Genomic DNA, 15,478 nt, shown 5'->3' with positions numbered 1-15,478 from the left:
GCTCACGAGGCGGCCGCCGTCCGCGCGCGGATCCGGTGCTCGAAGGCCCGGCAGAGCGCGTGCACGAGCACCAGCTGCGCCTCCTGCACGTTGGAGCCGTGGCCCTCGAGGGCGATCGCCTCGTCGCAGAGCTCGGTGAGCGGGTTGGGCCCCTCGCCGGTCAGCGCCCACGAGCGGGCGCCCGCCGCGCGGGCGGCCTCCGCGGCGTGGAGGAGGTTCGCGCTGCGTCCGCTGGTGGACAGCAGCACCACGACGTCGCCCGCGCGGGCGTGCGCGGTGACCTGGCGCGAGAACACGTGGTCGAAGCCGTAGTCGTTGCCGATCGCGGTCAGGCTCGACGTCTCGGCGTGCAGCGAGATGGCGGAGAAGGGGACCCGGTCGCCGTCGAAGCGGCCGACCAGCTCGGCGGTGAGGTGCTGCGCCTCGGCCGCGGACCCGCCGTTGCCCGCGGCGAGCAGGCGCGCGCCGGAGTGGAGGCGGTCGGCGAGCTCGACGCCCCAGGCGGCGATCCTGTCGGAGTGGCGCTCCAGCTGCGCGACCGCGTCGAGCGCGCGCGCCACGTGGTCGTCGACGAGGCGCCGGGCGGCGTCGGCCGGGGTGTCCAGAACGGTGTCGATGGTCGCGGTGTCGATGGTCATCGTCGCGGAGCCGCCTTCCGGGTGGTGGGGGATGAGGGTGCGCTCGTGGCGCCGGTGAGGAGCGACTCGTCGCCGAGGCCGGCGAGGGTCGTGACGTAGGCGCGCTCGGTGTCGGCGGCGACGCGGTCCCAGGAGTAGCGGGACTCGACGCGCTCGCGGCCGGCGGCTCCGTAGGCGCGGGCGCGGTCGGGGTCCTCCAGCAGCGAGCCGAGGGCGGCGGCCAGGGCGACCGGGTCGCGAGGGGGCACGTGCACGCCGGTGACGTCCTCGACCACGGTGTCGATCAGGCCGCCCACGGAGGAGGCGACGACCGGTACACCGCAGGCCATCGCCTCGAGCGGAGTGATGCCGAACGGCTCGTACCAGGGTGCGCAGACCACGACGTCGGCCGAGCGGAGCATCGCGGGCATCTCGGTCTGCGAGAGCTGGCCGACGAAGTCGACGCGGTCGGCGACTCCGAGGCTCTCGGCCACGCCGTGCAGCCGCTGGTACTCGGGGTCCGCCGTCAGCGCGTCGCCGGAGCCGGAGCCCCCGACGACGACGAGCTCGGCGTCGTGGCCGGCCGCGACCAGGTGCGCGAGCGCCTCGATCGCGATGCCCATGCCCTTGCGCGGCACCAGCCGGCCGATGGTCATCAGCCGCGAGCGCTCGCCGCGCGGCGCGACAGGGCCCTCGACGGAGAACCGGTCGATGTCGACTCCGCAGGGCACCACCGAGATGCGCGAGGTCGGCACGCCGAGCCCTTTGAGCTCGAAGGCCTCGTCCGAGCAGGTGGCGACGACGCCGTCGGCCTTCTGGCCCACGCCGGGCTCGAGCCAGGCGCGCTCCTCGGGGCTGGTGTCGAGCGCGCCCTGCTGGCGGCGCTTGACGACGCCCAGCGCGTGGAAGGTGTGGAAGACCGGTACGCGCCGCCCTGTGGCGCGCTCCAGCCGCTCGGAGGCGTCGAGCGCGGCGACTCCGGACATCCAGAAGTGGCTGTGCACGAGGTCCGGCCGCTCCTGCAGCCACTCCTCGGCGAGGTCGACGGCGAAGTCGCCCATGAAGGGCAGCAGCTCGTCCTTGGAGACGCGGCTCGGCGGGCCTGCGTCGATGTGCACCACCTCGACGCCCGAGGTGAAGGGCACACGCCGGGGGAGGGAGGGGTCGTCGCGGCGGGTGTAGACGACGACGCGGTGGCCGCGGCGCGCGAGAGCGTCGGCGAGGGCCGCCACGTGGACGTTCTGGCCGCCGGCGTCGACGCCGCCGAGGGTCGCCAGCGGGCTCGCGTGCTCCGAGACCAAGGCGATCGTGAGCGCGGGCGCGGCGGAGAGGTGCTGCTTCATCGGGTGCTCCCTTTCAGAGCGGGCTCCGGCGACCGGCGTCCGGGGAGGTCGGCGAGGACCTCGTCCCAGTCGCGGTGGAACCGGGCGAGGCCGTAGCGCGCGAGCGCGGCCTCGCGGGCGACGGCGCCGGCGCGGGCGGCGCGGTCCGGGTCCTCGACGAGCGCCCGGGCCGAGGCGACGAGGGAGTCGAGGTCGTTCGAGACCGCTCCGGCCTCGGGCGGGACGGCGCGCCCCGCCTCCGTCACGTCGAGCGCGACGACGGGCATCCCGAGGTGCATCGCCTCGAGCAGCGCGAGGCCGAGGGAGGTCCAGCGGAACGGGTGCAGGTAGACCCGGCGTCGGGCCAGCGCGGCGTGCATCTTCTCCGTGCGGACGTCGCCGAGGACCGTGACGTCCTTCAGGCCCGGCAGCTCGGCGAGCCGGTCGGTCTTCATCCCGAAGACGTCCAGCGGAGCGACGGCGCCGAAGCGGGGGAGCAGGTCGGTGCCGGCGACCCGGCCGCGGCGGACGGGCTCGTTGACGACCACGCCGAAGTGCGGCAGCTCGCCGGTGTAGAGGGGGCCCGGGTCGTGGATCCCGTGCTCGATCACCGTGGTCCGGGTCGATCCGGTGTCCCACATCAGGGCGTTGAAGTGGGTGACGTGGACGATCAGCAGGTCGTCGCGGTCGGCGAGCGGGTGGCGGTTGTCCGGCACGTTCCCACGCGGGGTGTTGTGCTCGACGTAGACGGCGGGCACATCGCGGCCGAGGCGTCGCCCGAGCAGGCGCTCGGCCTCGGCGAGCTCCTCGGGACGCTGGAGGAGGACCGCGTCGACGTCGGCGTCGTGCAGCTCCTCGGGCGCGATCTCGGCGGCGCGGGGCCAGTCGCGGCCGCCGGTGCCCAGGCCCCAGGCGTCGCGGGCCGGAGTCGTGGGGAGCAGGTAGGTGTGGGCGCCGCGGACGAAGGCGTCCGCCCAGCCGCCGTGCACGTGCCAGAGCAGGATCCTCATGCGATGGCCTCTCTCGGGGAAGTCGTGGGTCGGAGTCGGAGGGCGGCGGCGACCGCCTCCTCGGCGCTCACCCCCGCGAGGCACGGATGGCCGGGGACGGGGCAGACGCGGGCGCGCGAGCCGGCGCACGGCGACTCCTGGTCGCCCAGCAGTGCCACCGGGACGCCGTACGGTGCCCAGCGCACCGCCGGGACGACCGGGGCGAAGAGGCTCACCACGGGGGTGCCGACCGCGGCGGCGAGGTGCGCCGGACCGGTGTTGCCGCAGATCACGACGTCGGCGCCGGCCAGCACCTCGGCGGCGCCGGCGAAGTCGGTGGCCCCGCCGAGGTCGATGCCGCGGGTGCCCGCGACCTCGGCCGTGAGGGCGCGCTCGCCCGGTCCGCCCGTGACGACGACCGCGAGGCCGGCGTCCGCCAGCAGCTCGACGGCGCGGGCCGCGTTCGCCGCGGGCCAGGCGCGGGCGGGGACGGCGGCTCCGGGGTGCACGACCGCGTACGGACCGACCCCCTCCAGAGCGGTCGGCAGCGCGCCCTCGCGGCGCACGCGGAGCCGTCCGTCGTCGCCGGCGGGCAGCGCGAAGCCTGCCGCCGCCGCGATCGCGAGCGCGCGCTCCGGCTCCGGCTGGTCCTCCTCGAGGGTCTCGCCCGGGACGAGGCGCACATCGAGCAGGGCGCCCGCGAAGTCGACCGAGGCGCCCGTGATGCGGGCGACACCGGCGAGGCGGAGCAGCAGGGCCAGCGGAAGCGGCGACTGGTGGAAGGAGGTGAGGATCACGGCCTCACCCGGCGCGAACTCCTCGACGATCGCGCGCAGCTCGTCGACGAGCTCGGCGTCGACGGGGCGGGAGGCGTCGCCGATCCACGGGCACCACCAGGTGCGGACGGAGGAGGGACCCGGCAGCACCGCGGCCGCGGGCGCTCCCTGCGGACCGCTCAGCAGCAGCACCTCGGCGTCGGCCGCGATCGCGCGGACAGCGGGTCCGCACAGCAGGACGTCTCCCGCGCTGTCCAGGCGGGCGACGAGCACGCGGCGCCTCACTCGGCGTCCTCGTCGGGCTGCATCGCGAGCAGCAGCTCGACCGCCTCGAGGAGCGTCGCCGCCTGCAGCGGAGCGGCGTCCACCTCCTCGGCGCGGGTGATCGGAGTCGGCACCAGCACTCCACGGGCGCCGGCCGCGGCGGCGGCGCCGACGTCGGCCCCGATGTCGCCGATCACGGCGAGGGATCGGGCCGGCAGTCCCAGGTGCTCGGCGGCGCCGAGCACCATGCCGGGCCGGGGCTTCCGGCAGGAGCAGCCGTCCTCCGGGACGTGCGGGCAGAGCATCCACACGTCGAAGCCGCCGAAGAGCTCGTCCACGCGCCGGTTCACCGCGTCGGCCTGGCCGCGATCGATGATCCCGCGGGCGATCCCGGACTGGTTGGTGACCACGCCCACGGCCAGTCCCGCCTCGCGCGCCCGCTCGACCGCGGCGAGGGCGGTGGGCATCGGCGAGACCTGCGCCGGGTCGCCGTTGTACGGCACGTCGACCACGAGCGTCGCATCGCGGTCGAAGAGGATCCCCCGCAGCCGGGGGGCCCTCGTGCGCTCGTCGGCGCTCCGGGAGGAGGAGTCGTTCACCTCCTCCTCGTACCCCTCGACCGGGGATGTAAACCCCCTCCCGGAGAAGTCGGTCCCGCCGGGCGCGTCGCTCGCATCCGAGGACGCCGCGTCTGAGGCGCGCGCAGCGGGGTACGGGGACTCCGACAGGAAGGAGGCGCCGTGCGCGCTCTCACCGCCCCGGACGGGACTCCGGAGATCCTCGCGCTGCGCGCTCTCAAGCTCGGCGACCTGCTCGTCGCGGTCCCGGCGCTGAAGGCGCTGCGCCGCGGCTTCCCCGAGCACCGGCTGATCATGGCCACGACCCCCTGGCTCGAGCCGATCGTCGACCTGGTCGAGGGCCTGGACGCACTCGTGCCCACTCTCCACGGACTCGACGACCCGCTGCCGATGGCCGCCGGCCGGATCGAGCTCGGCGTGAACCTCCACGGCAACGGCCCGGAGTCGCGGCTGCGCCTGCGCGAGGTGGCTCCGGAGCGCACGCTCGAGTTCCGCGTTCCGGCGCTGGACCCGGGCGCGGGACCCGGCGACCCGCGTCCGCTCTGGCTCGACGGCGAGCTCGAGCGCGCGCGCTGGGCCCGCCTGGTGAACTCGATCGGGCTCGACGCCGACCCCGAGGACGTCGCGATCGCCGTCCCCGTGGAGCCCGCCTCGGCCCCCGGAGCCGCCGTCGTGCACATCGGGGCCTTCTACGGCTCGCGTGAGTGGCCGGAGGAGCGGTTCGCCGCGGTGGCGCGCTCCCTCGCCGCCGAGGGGCACCGCGTCGTCTACACCGGAGGCGCGAACGAGGCCGATCGCGCCCGCCGCGTCGCCGAGCTGGCCGGTACGGGCGAGGTGCTCGCGGGGGTGCTGGCGCTCAGCGAGTTCGCCGCGGTCGTCGCGGCCGCCGAGGTCGTGGTCACCGTCGACACCGGAGCGGCGCATCTCGCCTCCGCGTACGGCATCCCCTCGGTGGTGATCTTCGGACCGGCGCCGCCCGAGGCCTGGGGGCCTCCCGCCTCGGGGCCGCACCGCGTGCTGACCGATGCCTCGCTCCGCCGCGGCGACGTCTTCTCCGCCGAGCCGGACCCGGCTCTGCTCGCGGTCCAGGTCGACGACGTCCTCGCCGCTCTCGCGTCGCTCCCGACGCGTGCCGAGGCCCACCTCAGGCGGACTTCAGCCGCGTCGTCGGGCGCACCGGAGTGACCGTGGCCACCCGGGCCCGGGGCGCGCGCGGCTGATGGCTGCGCGAGGGGGCGCCGAGCCTGTCGGCGAGCTGCGCGAGGATCCGCCGCTGCAGGCGCGAGACCTGCATCTGCGTCGTCCCCAGCGCATCGGCGATCTGCTGCTGGGTGCGCTCCTCGACGAAGCGCATCCGCAGGAGCTCGCGCTGCCCCTCCTCGAGCTCGGCGAGGGCCTCGGCGAGTCCGTGCCGCCGGTCGATGCCGAGCAGCCTCTCGTCCTCGCCGCCGAGGGTGTCGCCCAGGCCGACGCCGCCCTCGCCCACGGTCTCGTCGAGCGAGAGCGGATGCCCCGCGAGACGCGCGTCGGCGACCTCCGCCGCGTCCACGCCGAGGCGGCGCGCGATCTCGTGGTCGGTGGGGTGGCGGCCGAGCTCCTGCGCGAGCTCGTCGGCGACGACGGCGGAGCGGCGGTGCAGCTCCTGCACGCCGCGCGGCGGGCGGATCATCCAGCCGAGGTCACGGAGGTGGCGCTTGAGCTCTCCGGTGATCGTCGGGACGGCGAAGGCGGCGAAGCTGTCGCCGCGCTCCGGCGTGAACCGGCGGGCTGCCTTGACCAGGCCCACGTAGGCGACCTGGCGCAGATCCGCCCAGTCGCTGCTGCCGCGGGAGACCCGGCGGGCCATCGCCTCGGCCAGTCCGAGGTGGTCGAGCACGATGCGCTCGCGGATCCGCTCGCCCTCCGGGCCCTCCGCGCTCACCGCGGCCTGGAAGAGCGAGAGCGTGCGGGCGTCCTTCTCCTCCCGCGCCGCCTCGGTGAGGACGCTCGGGCGGTCGGTGCGGGTGTCGAGATCGATCGTGCTCATCAGTGCTCCTTCCGGGCACGCTCGCGCGGAGGCCCGGCGCGGCCTGCGGTGCGGCGCTCGGGCCCTCTCGACGAGAGGCCCGGGGTCAGCGCACCACTGCTCCTGCTCGCTCGGGGAGTCCGTTGACTCGGAGCAGTGCTGTCCGGTAGAAGCAGTGGCCGCGAGGCGCGCACCGTGCCCGGGGCGGAGGCGCCGCGGCCCCCGCGATCCCGGGCGCCGCACCGGCTCCCGCCGGTAGGATCGGCCTCGTATGTCTGAGCTCACCCCGCCCCTGGAAAGCGCGCCGGACGCGCACCCGTTCACGACTGCGACCGGGAGCGACGTCCGCGTCCGCTTCTGCCCGTCGCCGACCGGGACCCCGCACGTCGGCCTCATCCGCACCGCCCTGTTCAACTGGGCGTACGCGCGCCACACCGGCGGCACGTTCGTCTTCCGCATCGAGGACACGGACGCCGCGCGCGACAGCGAGGAGAGCGTCGAGCAGATCCTCGACGCGCTGCGCTGGCTGAAGCTCGACTGGGACGAGGGCGTCGGAGTCGGCGGCCCGCACGGTCCGTACCGCCAGTCCGAGCGCACCGGCGTCTACCTCGACGTGATCGCGCGACTGACCGCCTCGGGCCACCTCTACGAGAGCTACTCCACCGCGGAGGAGATCGACGCGCGCAACGAGGCAGCCGGCCGTGCGAAGCAGCACGGGTACGACAACTTCGACCGCGACCTCACCGAGGAGCAGCGCGCCGCCTTCCGCGCCGAGGGCCGCGCCCCGGCGCTGCGCCTGCGCGTGCCGGACGCCGACCTGTCCTTCGACGACCTCGTCCGCGGCCCGATCACGTTCCCCGCGGGCTCCTTCAGCGACTTCGTCGTGGTGCGCCCCAACGGCCAGCCGCTCTACACGCTCGTGAACCCGGTCGACGACGCGATCATGCAGATCACCCACGTGCTCCGCGGCGAGGACATCCTGCCCTCGACCGCTCGCCAGATCGCGCTGTACCACGCGCTGATCGACATCGGAGTGACGACCTTCGTCCCGCGCTTCGGCCACCTCCCGTACGTGATGGGCGACGGCAGCAAGAAGCTCTCCAAGCGCGACCCGTCCTCGAACCTCTTCCACCACCGCGACCGGGGCTTCATCCCGGAGGGCCTGGTCAACTACCTCGCCCTGCTCGGCTGGTCGCTCACGCACGACCGCGACGTCTTCTCGATCGACGAGATGGTCGCCGCCTTCGACGTGTCCGACGTGAACCCCAACCCGGCCCGCTTCGACCTCAAGAAGGCGGAGTCGATCAACGGCGACCACATCCGCCTCCTGGCCGTCGACGACTTCACCGAGCGGACGATCCCGTACCTCGTGGCGGCCGGAGTGCTCGCGGGCGAGCCGACCGCCGAGCAGCGCGCCGTGCTCGACGCCGCCGCGCCCCTCGTGCAGGAGCGGATCGGCCTGCTGGGGGAGGCCCCCGGCATGCTCGGGTTCCTCTTCACCGCGTCCGACGCACTCGAGTACGACGAGGACGCGCTGAAGGGCCTGCCCGCGAACGCCGGCGAGGTGCTCGCCGCCTCGATCGGCGCCCTCGAGCTCGTCCCCGCGTCCGAGTGGCTGACGGCCTCGATCCAGGAGGCGCTCGCCTCCGCGCTGATCGAGGGCCTCGGCCTCAAGCCCCGCATCGCCTACGGGCCGCTGCGCACCGCGGTCTCCGGACGCCGGGTCTCGCCGCCGCTGTTCGAGTCGATGGAGATCCTCGGCAAGCAGGAGTCGATCGCCCGCCTCGACCGCCTCGGCGCGCACCTCTCCCGGCAGGCCTGACCCGTGGCGGAGACGGTCGGCGGACGCTACGACGTCGTCGTGATCGGCGGGGGCCCCGCGGGGCTCTCGACGGCGCTCAACCTGGTCCGCGCGCGCCGCAGCGTGCTGCTGCTCGACAGCAACCGCCCGCGGAACGCTGCGACCCTGCACTCGCACGGGTTCCTCACCCGCGACGGGATCTCGCCGCTCGAGCTGCGCCGCCTCGGCCGCGAGGAGTTCGAGCGCTACGAGGCCGCCGAGGTGCACAATGCTCTCGTCACCTCGGTCGAGCGCTCCGGCGGCGAGTTCGTCGTCGGCGCGCGGGGCGTGCGCGGCAGTGCGGACCGCTCCGTCGTCGCCACCGCCGTCGTGGTCGCCGCGGGGCTCCTCGAGACGCCGCCCGCGCTGCCGAGCCTCCGCGCCTACTACGGCACCGCCGTGCACAGCTGCATGGAGTGCGACGGCTACGAGAAGGCGGGGGAGGCGCTCGCCCTGATCGGCGAGACCGACGACCTCGCGGAGCGGGCCATGCTCCTCTCGCAGTGGTCGACCGACCTGATCGTCTTCACCAACGGCGTCGGGACGGTGAGCGACGCCGACGAGTCGCTGCTCGCCTCGATCGGCATCCGGGTCGACCGGCGCCCGGTCGCCGACCTCGCCGGGGAGCGCGCCGAGATGACCGGCGTCCGCCTGGTCGACGGCGACGTCGTCCCGCGCACCGGAGCGTTCGTCCGCCCCGTCTGGACCCCCGCCCTGGACTACCTGGACGCGGCCGGCCCCGACCGCGACGCCGACGGCTTCCTCCGCGTCGACGCCGGCGGTCGCACCTCCGTCCCCGGCCTCTACGCCGCCGGCGAGGTCACCCCTCCCGGCCCGCAGCAGCTGATCGTGGCCGCCGGATCGGGAGCCCAGGTCGCCTCCGCGATCAACCGCGACCTCGTGCGCGCCCGCCTCGGCGAGGCCGCCCCGGAGTCCGAGGGCAGCGTCGTCCGCGGCTCGATTTGAGCCGGATGCCCGCGTAGGGTACTGTCGTCTCTCGGCGCTCGGGTCTCGATCCGATCGCCGCCTGGTCTCGGGATCACCTCCGGATGACCATTGGGGTATGGTGTAATTGGCAACACGGCTGATTCTGGTTCAGTTGTTCTTGGTTCGAGTCCAGGTACCCCAGCACTGATCTCCTCTGCGGCACTCCGCCCGACGCCCCCTTCCGGGCGTCCCCCGGGCCGCCCCTCGCGAGCCGCTCTCGGCGGAGTCCGCAGTATCCCCCCTCCGGCCGACGCGGCCGTCCGAGGCGCTGTGACACGATGGAACCTGTACGTCTCTCAGGTACCCGCGTCGCGCGGGTCGGACGAAAGGTCGCCCGCCCATGGAACCGGATCTCCTCTGGATCGTCCTCGCCGGAGTCGCCGTCGGCGCACTCCTGCTGATCGCCCTCATCGGCTTCTTCCTCTTCCGCGCCTGGTACCAGGTGCCGCAGGCCGACGAGGCGATCGTGATCGTCGGGAAGAAGCAGAAGGGCGAGGACGGCCTCACCTCGAACATGACCGTCATCACCGGCGGCGGCGCGTTCGTGAACAAGCTGACCCAGCGCTCCGACCGCATCTCGCTGCGCTCCCGCCAGATCAAGATGGAGCCGGTCGCGCAGACGAAGAACGGCGTCACCATCCACCTCGCGGGCGTCGCCCTGGTCAAGATCGGCTCCACGGCCGACCAGGTCCGCGCCGCCGCCGAGCGCTTCGCCTCGCAGGACCAGTCGATCGACGTCTTCACCACCGAGCAGCTCGAGGGCGCCCTCCGCGGCGTCGTCGCGAAGCTCAGCGTCGAGGAGGTCATGCAGGACCGGCAGAAGCTGGGAGACGAGATCGCCGAGGGCATCAAGGGCGACCTGCTCGCCCAGGGCCTCGTCCTCGACTCCTTTGCCATCCAGGGCGTCACCGACCGCAACGGCTACATCGAGGCGCTCGGTGCGCAGGAGATCGAGCGCGTCCGCCGCGAGGCCGACGTCGCGCGGATCAACGCCGCCCGCGAGGTCAAGGCCCGCCAGCTCGCCACGGACGAGGCGAACCTGATCGAGCAGACCGCCTACGACAAGAACACCGCCGCCGCGAAGTCCGAGGTCGGCCGCGCCAACGCCGAGGCCGAGCAGGCCGAGAACCTGGCCCGCGCCGAGCGCGAGCAGGCCGTCCTCGTGCAGCGCGCCGAGAACCGGCAGGCCGAGCTCGACGCCGACGTCAAGCGCGTTGCGGACGCCGAGAAGTACCGCCGCCAGACCGAGGCCGACGCCGACGCCTACGGGCGCGAGAAGAAGGCCGAGACGGACCGCCAGGTCGCGCAGCAGGTCTCCGACGCCGAGGCGTACGCCGTCCAGCGCCAGGCGGAGGCGCGCCAGGCGTCCGCCGCCGCCGAGGCCGCCGCCGTGAGCGCCCGCGCCGAGGCCGAGGCCCACGCACTGCGGGCCAAGGCGGGCGCCGAGGCCGAGGCGCTGCGCGCGAACGCGACCGCCGAGGCGGAGGCCATCCGTGCGAAGGGCGAGGCGAGCGCGGCGGCCATCGCGGCCGAGGCGGAGGCGCTCCGCGAGAACCAGGAGGCGATCCTGGGTCGCGAGCTCATCGGGCAGCTGCCCTCGCTCATGGCCGAGTTCGCCAAGGGCTACCAGAACGTCGGCTCGGTGACGCTGATCGGCGGCGACACCGCCGGCACCCACATCGCCCGCGAGCAGGCGGCCGGCCTCGCCGCCACGTTCGACAGCGTCAAGTCGGCGACCGGCGTCGACCTCGGGGCGATCCTCCAGGGCCAGGCCTTCGGCCGCGGGATGGCCACGGGCGGCTCCGTCGTGCCGACCGGCGCGTCGGTGTCGACCGGATCGGGGGACACGGCTCGTCCGTCCGGCTCCGGCGACCCGACCGCCGTCGCCTCCACGAGCTGACCGGAGGGTCCCGCCGATCCTCGGCGGCTCCAGCACCGCCGCCGTGCCCGTCGGTGGACGCCCGCGGGCGTCCGCCCTCGAGCACGGCGTGCCGCGTTCTGCGCGACCGGACCGTGCCGCCGCCCGGCATCGTGCAGCCCCCGCTCAGGCGAGCGGCTTGCGCATCTGCAGGGACGTCGTCTCGTAGCCGAGCGACTCGTACAGCGCCCGCGCGGCGGTGTTGAAGCCGAACACGTTCAGCGCGAGGGAGGCGCCGCCGCGGGAGCGGACGTGCGACTCCGCGAGCAGCATCGCCGCCCGGCCGAGGCCGCGGCCGCGCTCGGCAGCGTCGATCTGCACGTCCCAGACGTATCCGACGCCCTCGAGTCCGCTCGGGTGCGGACCGAGCCACAGGGACCCGACCGCGCGGCCGTCCTCGGAGACGCGCAGCACGTCGTGCTCGGCGGCGGGGGAGCCTCCCGAGAGGTACTTCTCGTCCGAGGTGTCGGCGTTGCGCGTCGCGGCCGCCTCGTCGTCGCCCGCCCGCATCCGGTCCTCGATGTACGCCGAGCGCTGCACTCGCATCCACCGGGCGAGAGCGGCGGCGGGCATCGGCTCGAGCGTGACGGTCATCCCCTCACGATCCCACTCCGGGCCCGCCTCCCGCGAACGATCCGTCGCGAACGGCCCGCAGGGGATCCGGGGACGGGCCGCTCGCGACGGATCATCGCCGGCCCGGGTCAGTCCGGGGTCCGCTCCGCGTGCTTCCGCTTCCCCAGGCGGGTGGCGAGGAACAGCAGCGTCCCCACGACCACGTAGCCCGCCGTCGCCAGCCAGACCACCCCCGTCTGCTGCGTCAGGAGCACCACGCTCGCGATGGTCGCGAGCACCGGCACCACGCGCGGCACGGAGTAGTGGGCGTGGTCGACGCGGTCCTTCTTCAGCACCAGCACCGAGACGTTCGCCGCGATGAACACCAGCAGGAGCAGCAGCACCGTCGTCTCGGCGAGAGTGCCGACGTCGCCGATGAGGCTGAGCAGCATCGTGACTCCGCCGACGACCACGATCGACACCCACGGCGTGCGGCGGCCCGGGAGCACCTTGCCGAAGGCGCTCGGCAGCAGACCCGACGTGGCGAGCCCGAAGCCGACGCGGCTCGCCATGACCATGAACAGCAGAGCGCCGTTCGCGATGGCGACCAGCGCGATCAGGCCGAACAGCCACGGCGGCACGGCCACTCCGCTCGCCGCGACCACGTCCAGCAGGGGGCCGCTCGACGCCGCGAGCTCGTCGTTCGGCAGCACGATCACGGCGCCGAGCGCGATCAGGAGGTAGACCACGGCGGCGGTGATCAGCGCGCCGAAGAGGGCCCGCGGGTACACCTTCGAGGGGTTCCGCACCTCCTCGGCCATGTTCGCCGCGGCCTCGAAGCCGAGGAACGAGAAGAAGGCGACGATCGAGGCGGCGAACGCGCCCTGCAGCGGAGCGACGTCGGGGTTGAACTCGAGCACGCGGGAGGCGTCGCCGTCGCCGGAGCCGAAGAAGACCGCGGCGCAGACGATGACGATCACCAGTCCGCTCACCTCGATCACCGAGGCGACCAGGTTCGCGGTCAGCGACTCCTTCACGCCGCGCAGATTCACCAGGGTGAGGATCGCGATGAAGACGAGCGCGGTCGGGATCGGCGGGACGTCCAGCAGCGCGCCGAGGTAGTCGCCCGCGAACGCGTTCGCCAGCGAGGCCGCCGTCGTGATGCCGGACGCCATCATCAGGAAGCCGATCAGGAACGACAGGTACGGCTTCCCGAACGCGCGGTCCACGTAGCGCGCCGCCCCTCCGGCGTGCGGGTACTTGGTGATCAGCTCCGCGTAGGTGCCCGCGGTGAGCAGGGCGACGACCAGCGCGATCAGCAGCGGCAGCCAGATCACGCCGCCGACGTCCTCCGCCATCGTGCCGACCAGGGTGTAGATGCCGGCGCCGAGCGTGTCGCCCACGATGAAGGCGAACAGCAGCGGTCCGGTGATCACCCGCTTGAGCGACGCCTTCCCGGGAGCGGTCTCGGCGGTGTCCGTCGTGTCGGTCATCCGCACACTCCACCGAAGCGAGGGGTCCGAGCGCAAGCCTTGCCGCCCGATCGCTGCGAGATTTCTCATGATCGTGACCCGTGTGGCAGGGGCCGTGGGCGGCGGGGCCTCCCACAGCGCGCCCGTCCCGGGTCTCGGGTGATCCGCCGCATCAGCGGGAGCGGACTCCGTGCGCACAGGGTGAACAGGGGGCGTCCGCGCGTGCCGCCGCGCGCCCGCACTGGGTAGGCTGGAGCGCTTCGTCGTGAGTGGAGCGGTCGCGGAGGAATCATGGGCAAGAAGCGCAACCAGGGACGATCCGGAGGCGGTCAGGGCGGGTCCGGCGGTCAGGGCGGCGGCCGCACGGCCGAGACCGCGCTGATGGTGCGGTTCCGCAGCTGGTACCGCTCGCACCTCGCCGAGGTCGGCCTGCAGCACGAGCACCTCGAGGCCGACGAGGCCGTCGAGGTGCTGACCGACCTCTTCGCGATGACCCGGGACCTGCGTCCGCGCGGCTCCTTCGCCCAGCCCGACGCCGAGCTGCTCGAGGCCGTCTTCGACCAGATCGAGGCCGACCTGTCGGGAGAGGAGAGCGAGGCCGACCTCGACGACACCCTCTTCACCGTCGCCGAGGTCGTCGAGCACTTCCTCGACTTCCTCACCGACGAGGACCTCTGGACCGGCACCGACGAGGAGCTGGACGAGTGCCAGGCCGTCCTCGACGAGGTCCTCGACCTCGCCGGCTCGTTCGTCGAGGCCGTGCTCGACGACCTCGCGGAGCTCGACGAGGTCCCGGCCGAGGAGCAGCTCTCCGCCGTCCGCGCCACCGCTCTCGTGCACGCCGCCGACGTCGTGGTCGAGCACCTCGCCGCCGCCGACGGCGCGACCCTCACCGAGCGCGCCGCCCGCGAGATCGCGGTCGAGGCGGGCATCTCCTCCGCGGGATCGACCCCGAGCGACGACTCCGTCCGCATCCCGGTCTCGGCCTGGTGGGACGCGCTGGTCGGCTCGGCCGTGCTCGAGCAGGAGGGGTCCGCCGCCGGCCTCGGCGAGGCGGCCGTGCTCTGGCGCAGCTCCGACGCGCACGAGGCCGCCGCCGAGCGCATCGCCTACGTCGCCCGCTTCCTCGAGCAGTGGATCCTCAGCGCCCAGACCGCGCTGACGGCCGCCGACACCGAGGACGGCGCCTTCTCCCCGGAGGAGCGCGCGGTCACCACCACCGACGCCGTGCTGGTCCGCATCGCCGTCGCCTGCCAGGCCGAGATCCACCCGGGCCTGGTCGTCGGCGAGCTGGTCGACGAGCTGGCCGCCGACTCCGGAGTCTCGCTCGACGAGGCCCTCGACGAGCGCGAGCGCATGGTCGGGACGGCCGAGCGCATGCTCGACGACACCGCCGAGCTCGGCCTGCTGCTGCACTCGCCCGAGTTCGGGTACGCGGTGCCGGAGGGCCTGGCGCCCGTCCTCGCCTCCGTCGTCCGCGCGACGGTCGTCCTCCTCGGCGAGCGCGAGGCCACCCGCCTCGAGATCCTCGACGAGGCGACCCAGGACACGGCGACCGCCTACGCCCTCCACGTCGCCCTGCTCGGGACCAAGCCCGTCGTCTGGCGGCGTCTCGAGCTCTCCTCCGAGTCGTCGCTGCGCGATCTGCACCTCGCGCTCCAGCTCTCGCTGGGCTGGACCGACGCACAGCCGCACTACTACAGCGTGGGCGTGCCCGACGAGGAGCAGGCTCCGATCGGCTCGCCGTCCGACGCGGAGGAGTTCGGCGCCGACCTCGTGGACGAGGCGGGCGTCGCGCTCGCCGAGGTCCTCGAGCAAGAGCAGGACGAGCTCTTCTACGTCTACGACCTTGAGGACGAGTGGCGCCACGTGATCCGCCTGGAGGCGATCGCGCCGCTGTCGACGGCTCTGCCGCGCTGCACCGGCGCGCGCGGCGCGGCTCCGCTCGACGTGCCGGGAGGCCCCGCGGCCTGGGCCGACACGGTACGAGCGGCGACCGACCCGTCCTCGGCCGACCACGCCGAGGCGCTCGAGGCTCTCGGCCTCGCCGCCGGCGCCTCGTTCGACCCGGCCGCGGTCGATGTCGACGGCATCAACCGCTCGCTCGGACTCCTGCGCTCCGCCGTCTGACGCCCCGCAGGACCGCCTCGCCGGAGGA

General features: G+C 74.1%; 13 protein-coding genes and 1 tRNA gene. 6 read left to right on the top strand and 8 right to left on the bottom strand.

Annotation, left to right across the window (positions count from 1 at the left end):
- Positions 1 to 2: 2 nt before the first annotated feature.
- From C5D44_RS02270 to C5D44_RS02250, 5 genes are read right to left on the bottom strand one after another with little or no spacing between them, the layout of a single operon-like run.
- Positions 3 to 638 (bottom strand): SIS domain-containing protein, encoded by a 636-nt coding sequence (locus tag C5D44_RS02270; RefSeq protein ID WP_104223523.1) that lies wholly within the window; start codon positions 636 to 638, stop codon positions 3 to 5.
- Positions 635 to 1,960 (bottom strand): glycosyltransferase, encoded by a 1,326-nt coding sequence (locus C5D44_RS02265; protein WP_104280713.1) that lies wholly within the window; start codon positions 1,958 to 1,960, stop codon positions 635 to 637. The genes C5D44_RS02270 and C5D44_RS02265 overlap by 4 nt, the downstream gene beginning before the upstream one ends.
- A complete protein-coding gene (locus C5D44_RS02260; RefSeq protein WP_104280712.1) occupies positions 1,957 to 2,949 on the bottom strand; it encodes a glycosyltransferase in 993 nt (330 codons plus the stop codon). Before C5D44_RS02260 ends, C5D44_RS02265 begins: the two co-directional genes overlap by 4 nt.
- Complete coding sequence (locus C5D44_RS02255) at positions 2,946 to 3,989, bottom strand: glycosyltransferase family 9 protein (protein ID WP_219815317.1); 1,044 nt, start codon at positions 3,987 to 3,989, stop codon at positions 2,946 to 2,948. The genes C5D44_RS02260 and C5D44_RS02255 overlap by 4 nt, the downstream gene beginning before the upstream one ends.
- Positions 3,986 to 4,567: an HAD family hydrolase gene (locus C5D44_RS02250; protein ID WP_104280711.1), complete on the bottom strand. Its 582-nt coding sequence runs from the start codon at positions 4,565 to 4,567 to the stop codon at positions 3,986 to 3,988. Before C5D44_RS02250 ends, C5D44_RS02255 begins: the two co-directional genes overlap by 4 nt.
- A 141-nt stretch (positions 4,568 to 4,708) precedes the next feature.
- On the opposite strand from C5D44_RS02250, the gene C5D44_RS02245 reads away from it, so the two are divergent.
- Positions 4,709 to 5,731 carry a glycosyltransferase family 9 protein gene (locus tag C5D44_RS02245; RefSeq protein WP_104280710.1) on the top strand — a complete coding sequence of 341 codons (1,023 nt, stop codon included), beginning with the start codon at positions 4,709 to 4,711 and terminating at the stop codon, positions 5,729 to 5,731.
- On the opposite strand, the gene C5D44_RS02240 is transcribed toward C5D44_RS02245, so the two are convergent.
- Positions 5,691 to 6,572, bottom strand: a complete 882-nt coding sequence (locus tag C5D44_RS02240) for a sigma-70 family RNA polymerase sigma factor (protein WP_104276158.1) — start codon at positions 6,570 to 6,572, stop codon at positions 5,691 to 5,693. The two genes, C5D44_RS02245 and C5D44_RS02240, sit on opposite strands and share 41 nt — an antisense overlap.
- 250 nt (positions 6,573 to 6,822) lie before the next feature.
- Between C5D44_RS02240 and gltX the strand changes: the two genes are divergently transcribed.
- The 4 genes from gltX to C5D44_RS02220 all read left to right on the top strand — a co-directional run bounded on the left by gltX (position 6,823) and on the right by C5D44_RS02220 (position 11,278).
- On the top strand, positions 6,823 to 8,373 hold the full coding sequence (gene gltX, locus C5D44_RS02235; protein ID WP_104280709.1) for a glutamate--tRNA ligase: 1,551 nt from the start codon (positions 6,823 to 6,825) through the stop codon (positions 8,371 to 8,373).
- A gap of 3 nt (positions 8,374 to 8,376) precedes the next feature.
- Entirely contained in the window at positions 8,377 to 9,357 is a 981-nt protein-coding gene (locus C5D44_RS02230; RefSeq protein ID WP_104276156.1) for an NAD(P)/FAD-dependent oxidoreductase, read from the top strand.
- Positions 9,358 to 9,448: 91 nt separating this feature from the next.
- Positions 9,449 to 9,520: transfer RNA gene (locus C5D44_RS02225), tRNA-Gln, on the top strand.
- A 198-nt stretch (positions 9,521 to 9,718) separates the two neighbouring features.
- Entirely contained in the window at positions 9,719 to 11,278 is a 1,560-nt protein-coding gene (locus C5D44_RS02220; protein WP_104276155.1) for an SPFH domain-containing protein, read from the top strand.
- 144 nt (positions 11,279 to 11,422) lie between these two features.
- Here the strand turns inward: C5D44_RS02220 and C5D44_RS02215 are convergent, their stop codons facing one another.
- Entirely contained in the window at positions 11,423 to 11,890 is a 468-nt protein-coding gene (locus C5D44_RS02215; RefSeq protein WP_104280708.1) for an N-acetyltransferase, read from the bottom strand.
- 107 nt (positions 11,891 to 11,997) lie between these two features.
- Positions 11,998 to 13,341 (bottom strand): APC family permease, encoded by a 1,344-nt coding sequence (locus tag C5D44_RS02210; protein WP_104276153.1) that lies wholly within the window; start codon positions 13,339 to 13,341, stop codon positions 11,998 to 12,000.
- Positions 13,342 to 13,611: 270 nt separating this feature from the next.
- Between C5D44_RS02210 and C5D44_RS02205 the strand changes: the two genes are divergently transcribed.
- Positions 13,612 to 15,450 carry a plasmid pRiA4b ORF-3 family protein gene (locus C5D44_RS02205; RefSeq protein WP_104280707.1) on the top strand — a complete coding sequence of 613 codons (1,839 nt, stop codon included), beginning with the start codon at positions 13,612 to 13,614 and terminating at the stop codon, positions 15,448 to 15,450.
- Positions 15,451 to 15,478 lie beyond the last annotated feature (28 nt).

This window comes from Rathayibacter sp. AY1B5 (genome assembly GCF_002932795.1).
GTDB lineage: Bacteria > Actinomycetota > Actinomycetes > Actinomycetales > Microbacteriaceae > Rathayibacter.
The sequence above is the reverse complement of the archived record's forward strand: the minus strand, read 5'-3'. Positions and strand labels throughout refer to the sequence as shown.

What these genes read in the sequence shown, in the direction of transcription:
- C5D44_RS02215 (WP_104280708.1), bottom strand. Translation starts at nt 11,890, where the DNA reads ATGACCGTCACGCTCGAGCCGATGCCCGCCGCCGCTCTCGCCCGGTGG.
- C5D44_RS02265 (WP_104280713.1), bottom strand. Translation starts at nt 1,960, where the DNA reads ATGAAGCAGCACCTCTCCGCCGCGCCCGCGCTCACGATCGCCTTGGTC.
- C5D44_RS02205 (WP_104280707.1), top strand. Translation starts at nt 13,612, where the DNA reads ATGGGCAAGAAGCGCAACCAGGGACGATCCGGAGGCGGTCAGGGCGGG.
- C5D44_RS02210 (WP_104276153.1), bottom strand. Translation starts at nt 13,341, where the DNA reads ATGACCGACACGACGGACACCGCCGAGACCGCTCCCGGGAAGGCGTCG.
- C5D44_RS02220 (WP_104276155.1), top strand. Translation starts at nt 9,719, where the DNA reads ATGGAACCGGATCTCCTCTGGATCGTCCTCGCCGGAGTCGCCGTCGGC.
- gltX (WP_104280709.1), top strand. Translation starts at nt 6,823, where the DNA reads ATGTCTGAGCTCACCCCGCCCCTGGAAAGCGCGCCGGACGCGCACCCG.
- C5D44_RS02270 (WP_104223523.1), bottom strand. Translation starts at nt 638, where the DNA reads ATGACCATCGACACCGCGACCATCGACACCGTTCTGGACACCCCGGCC.
- C5D44_RS02260 (WP_104280712.1), bottom strand. Translation starts at nt 2,949, where the DNA reads ATGAGGATCCTGCTCTGGCACGTGCACGGCGGCTGGGCGGACGCCTTC.
- C5D44_RS02240 (WP_104276158.1), bottom strand. Translation starts at nt 6,572, where the DNA reads ATGAGCACGATCGATCTCGACACCCGCACCGACCGCCCGAGCGTCCTC.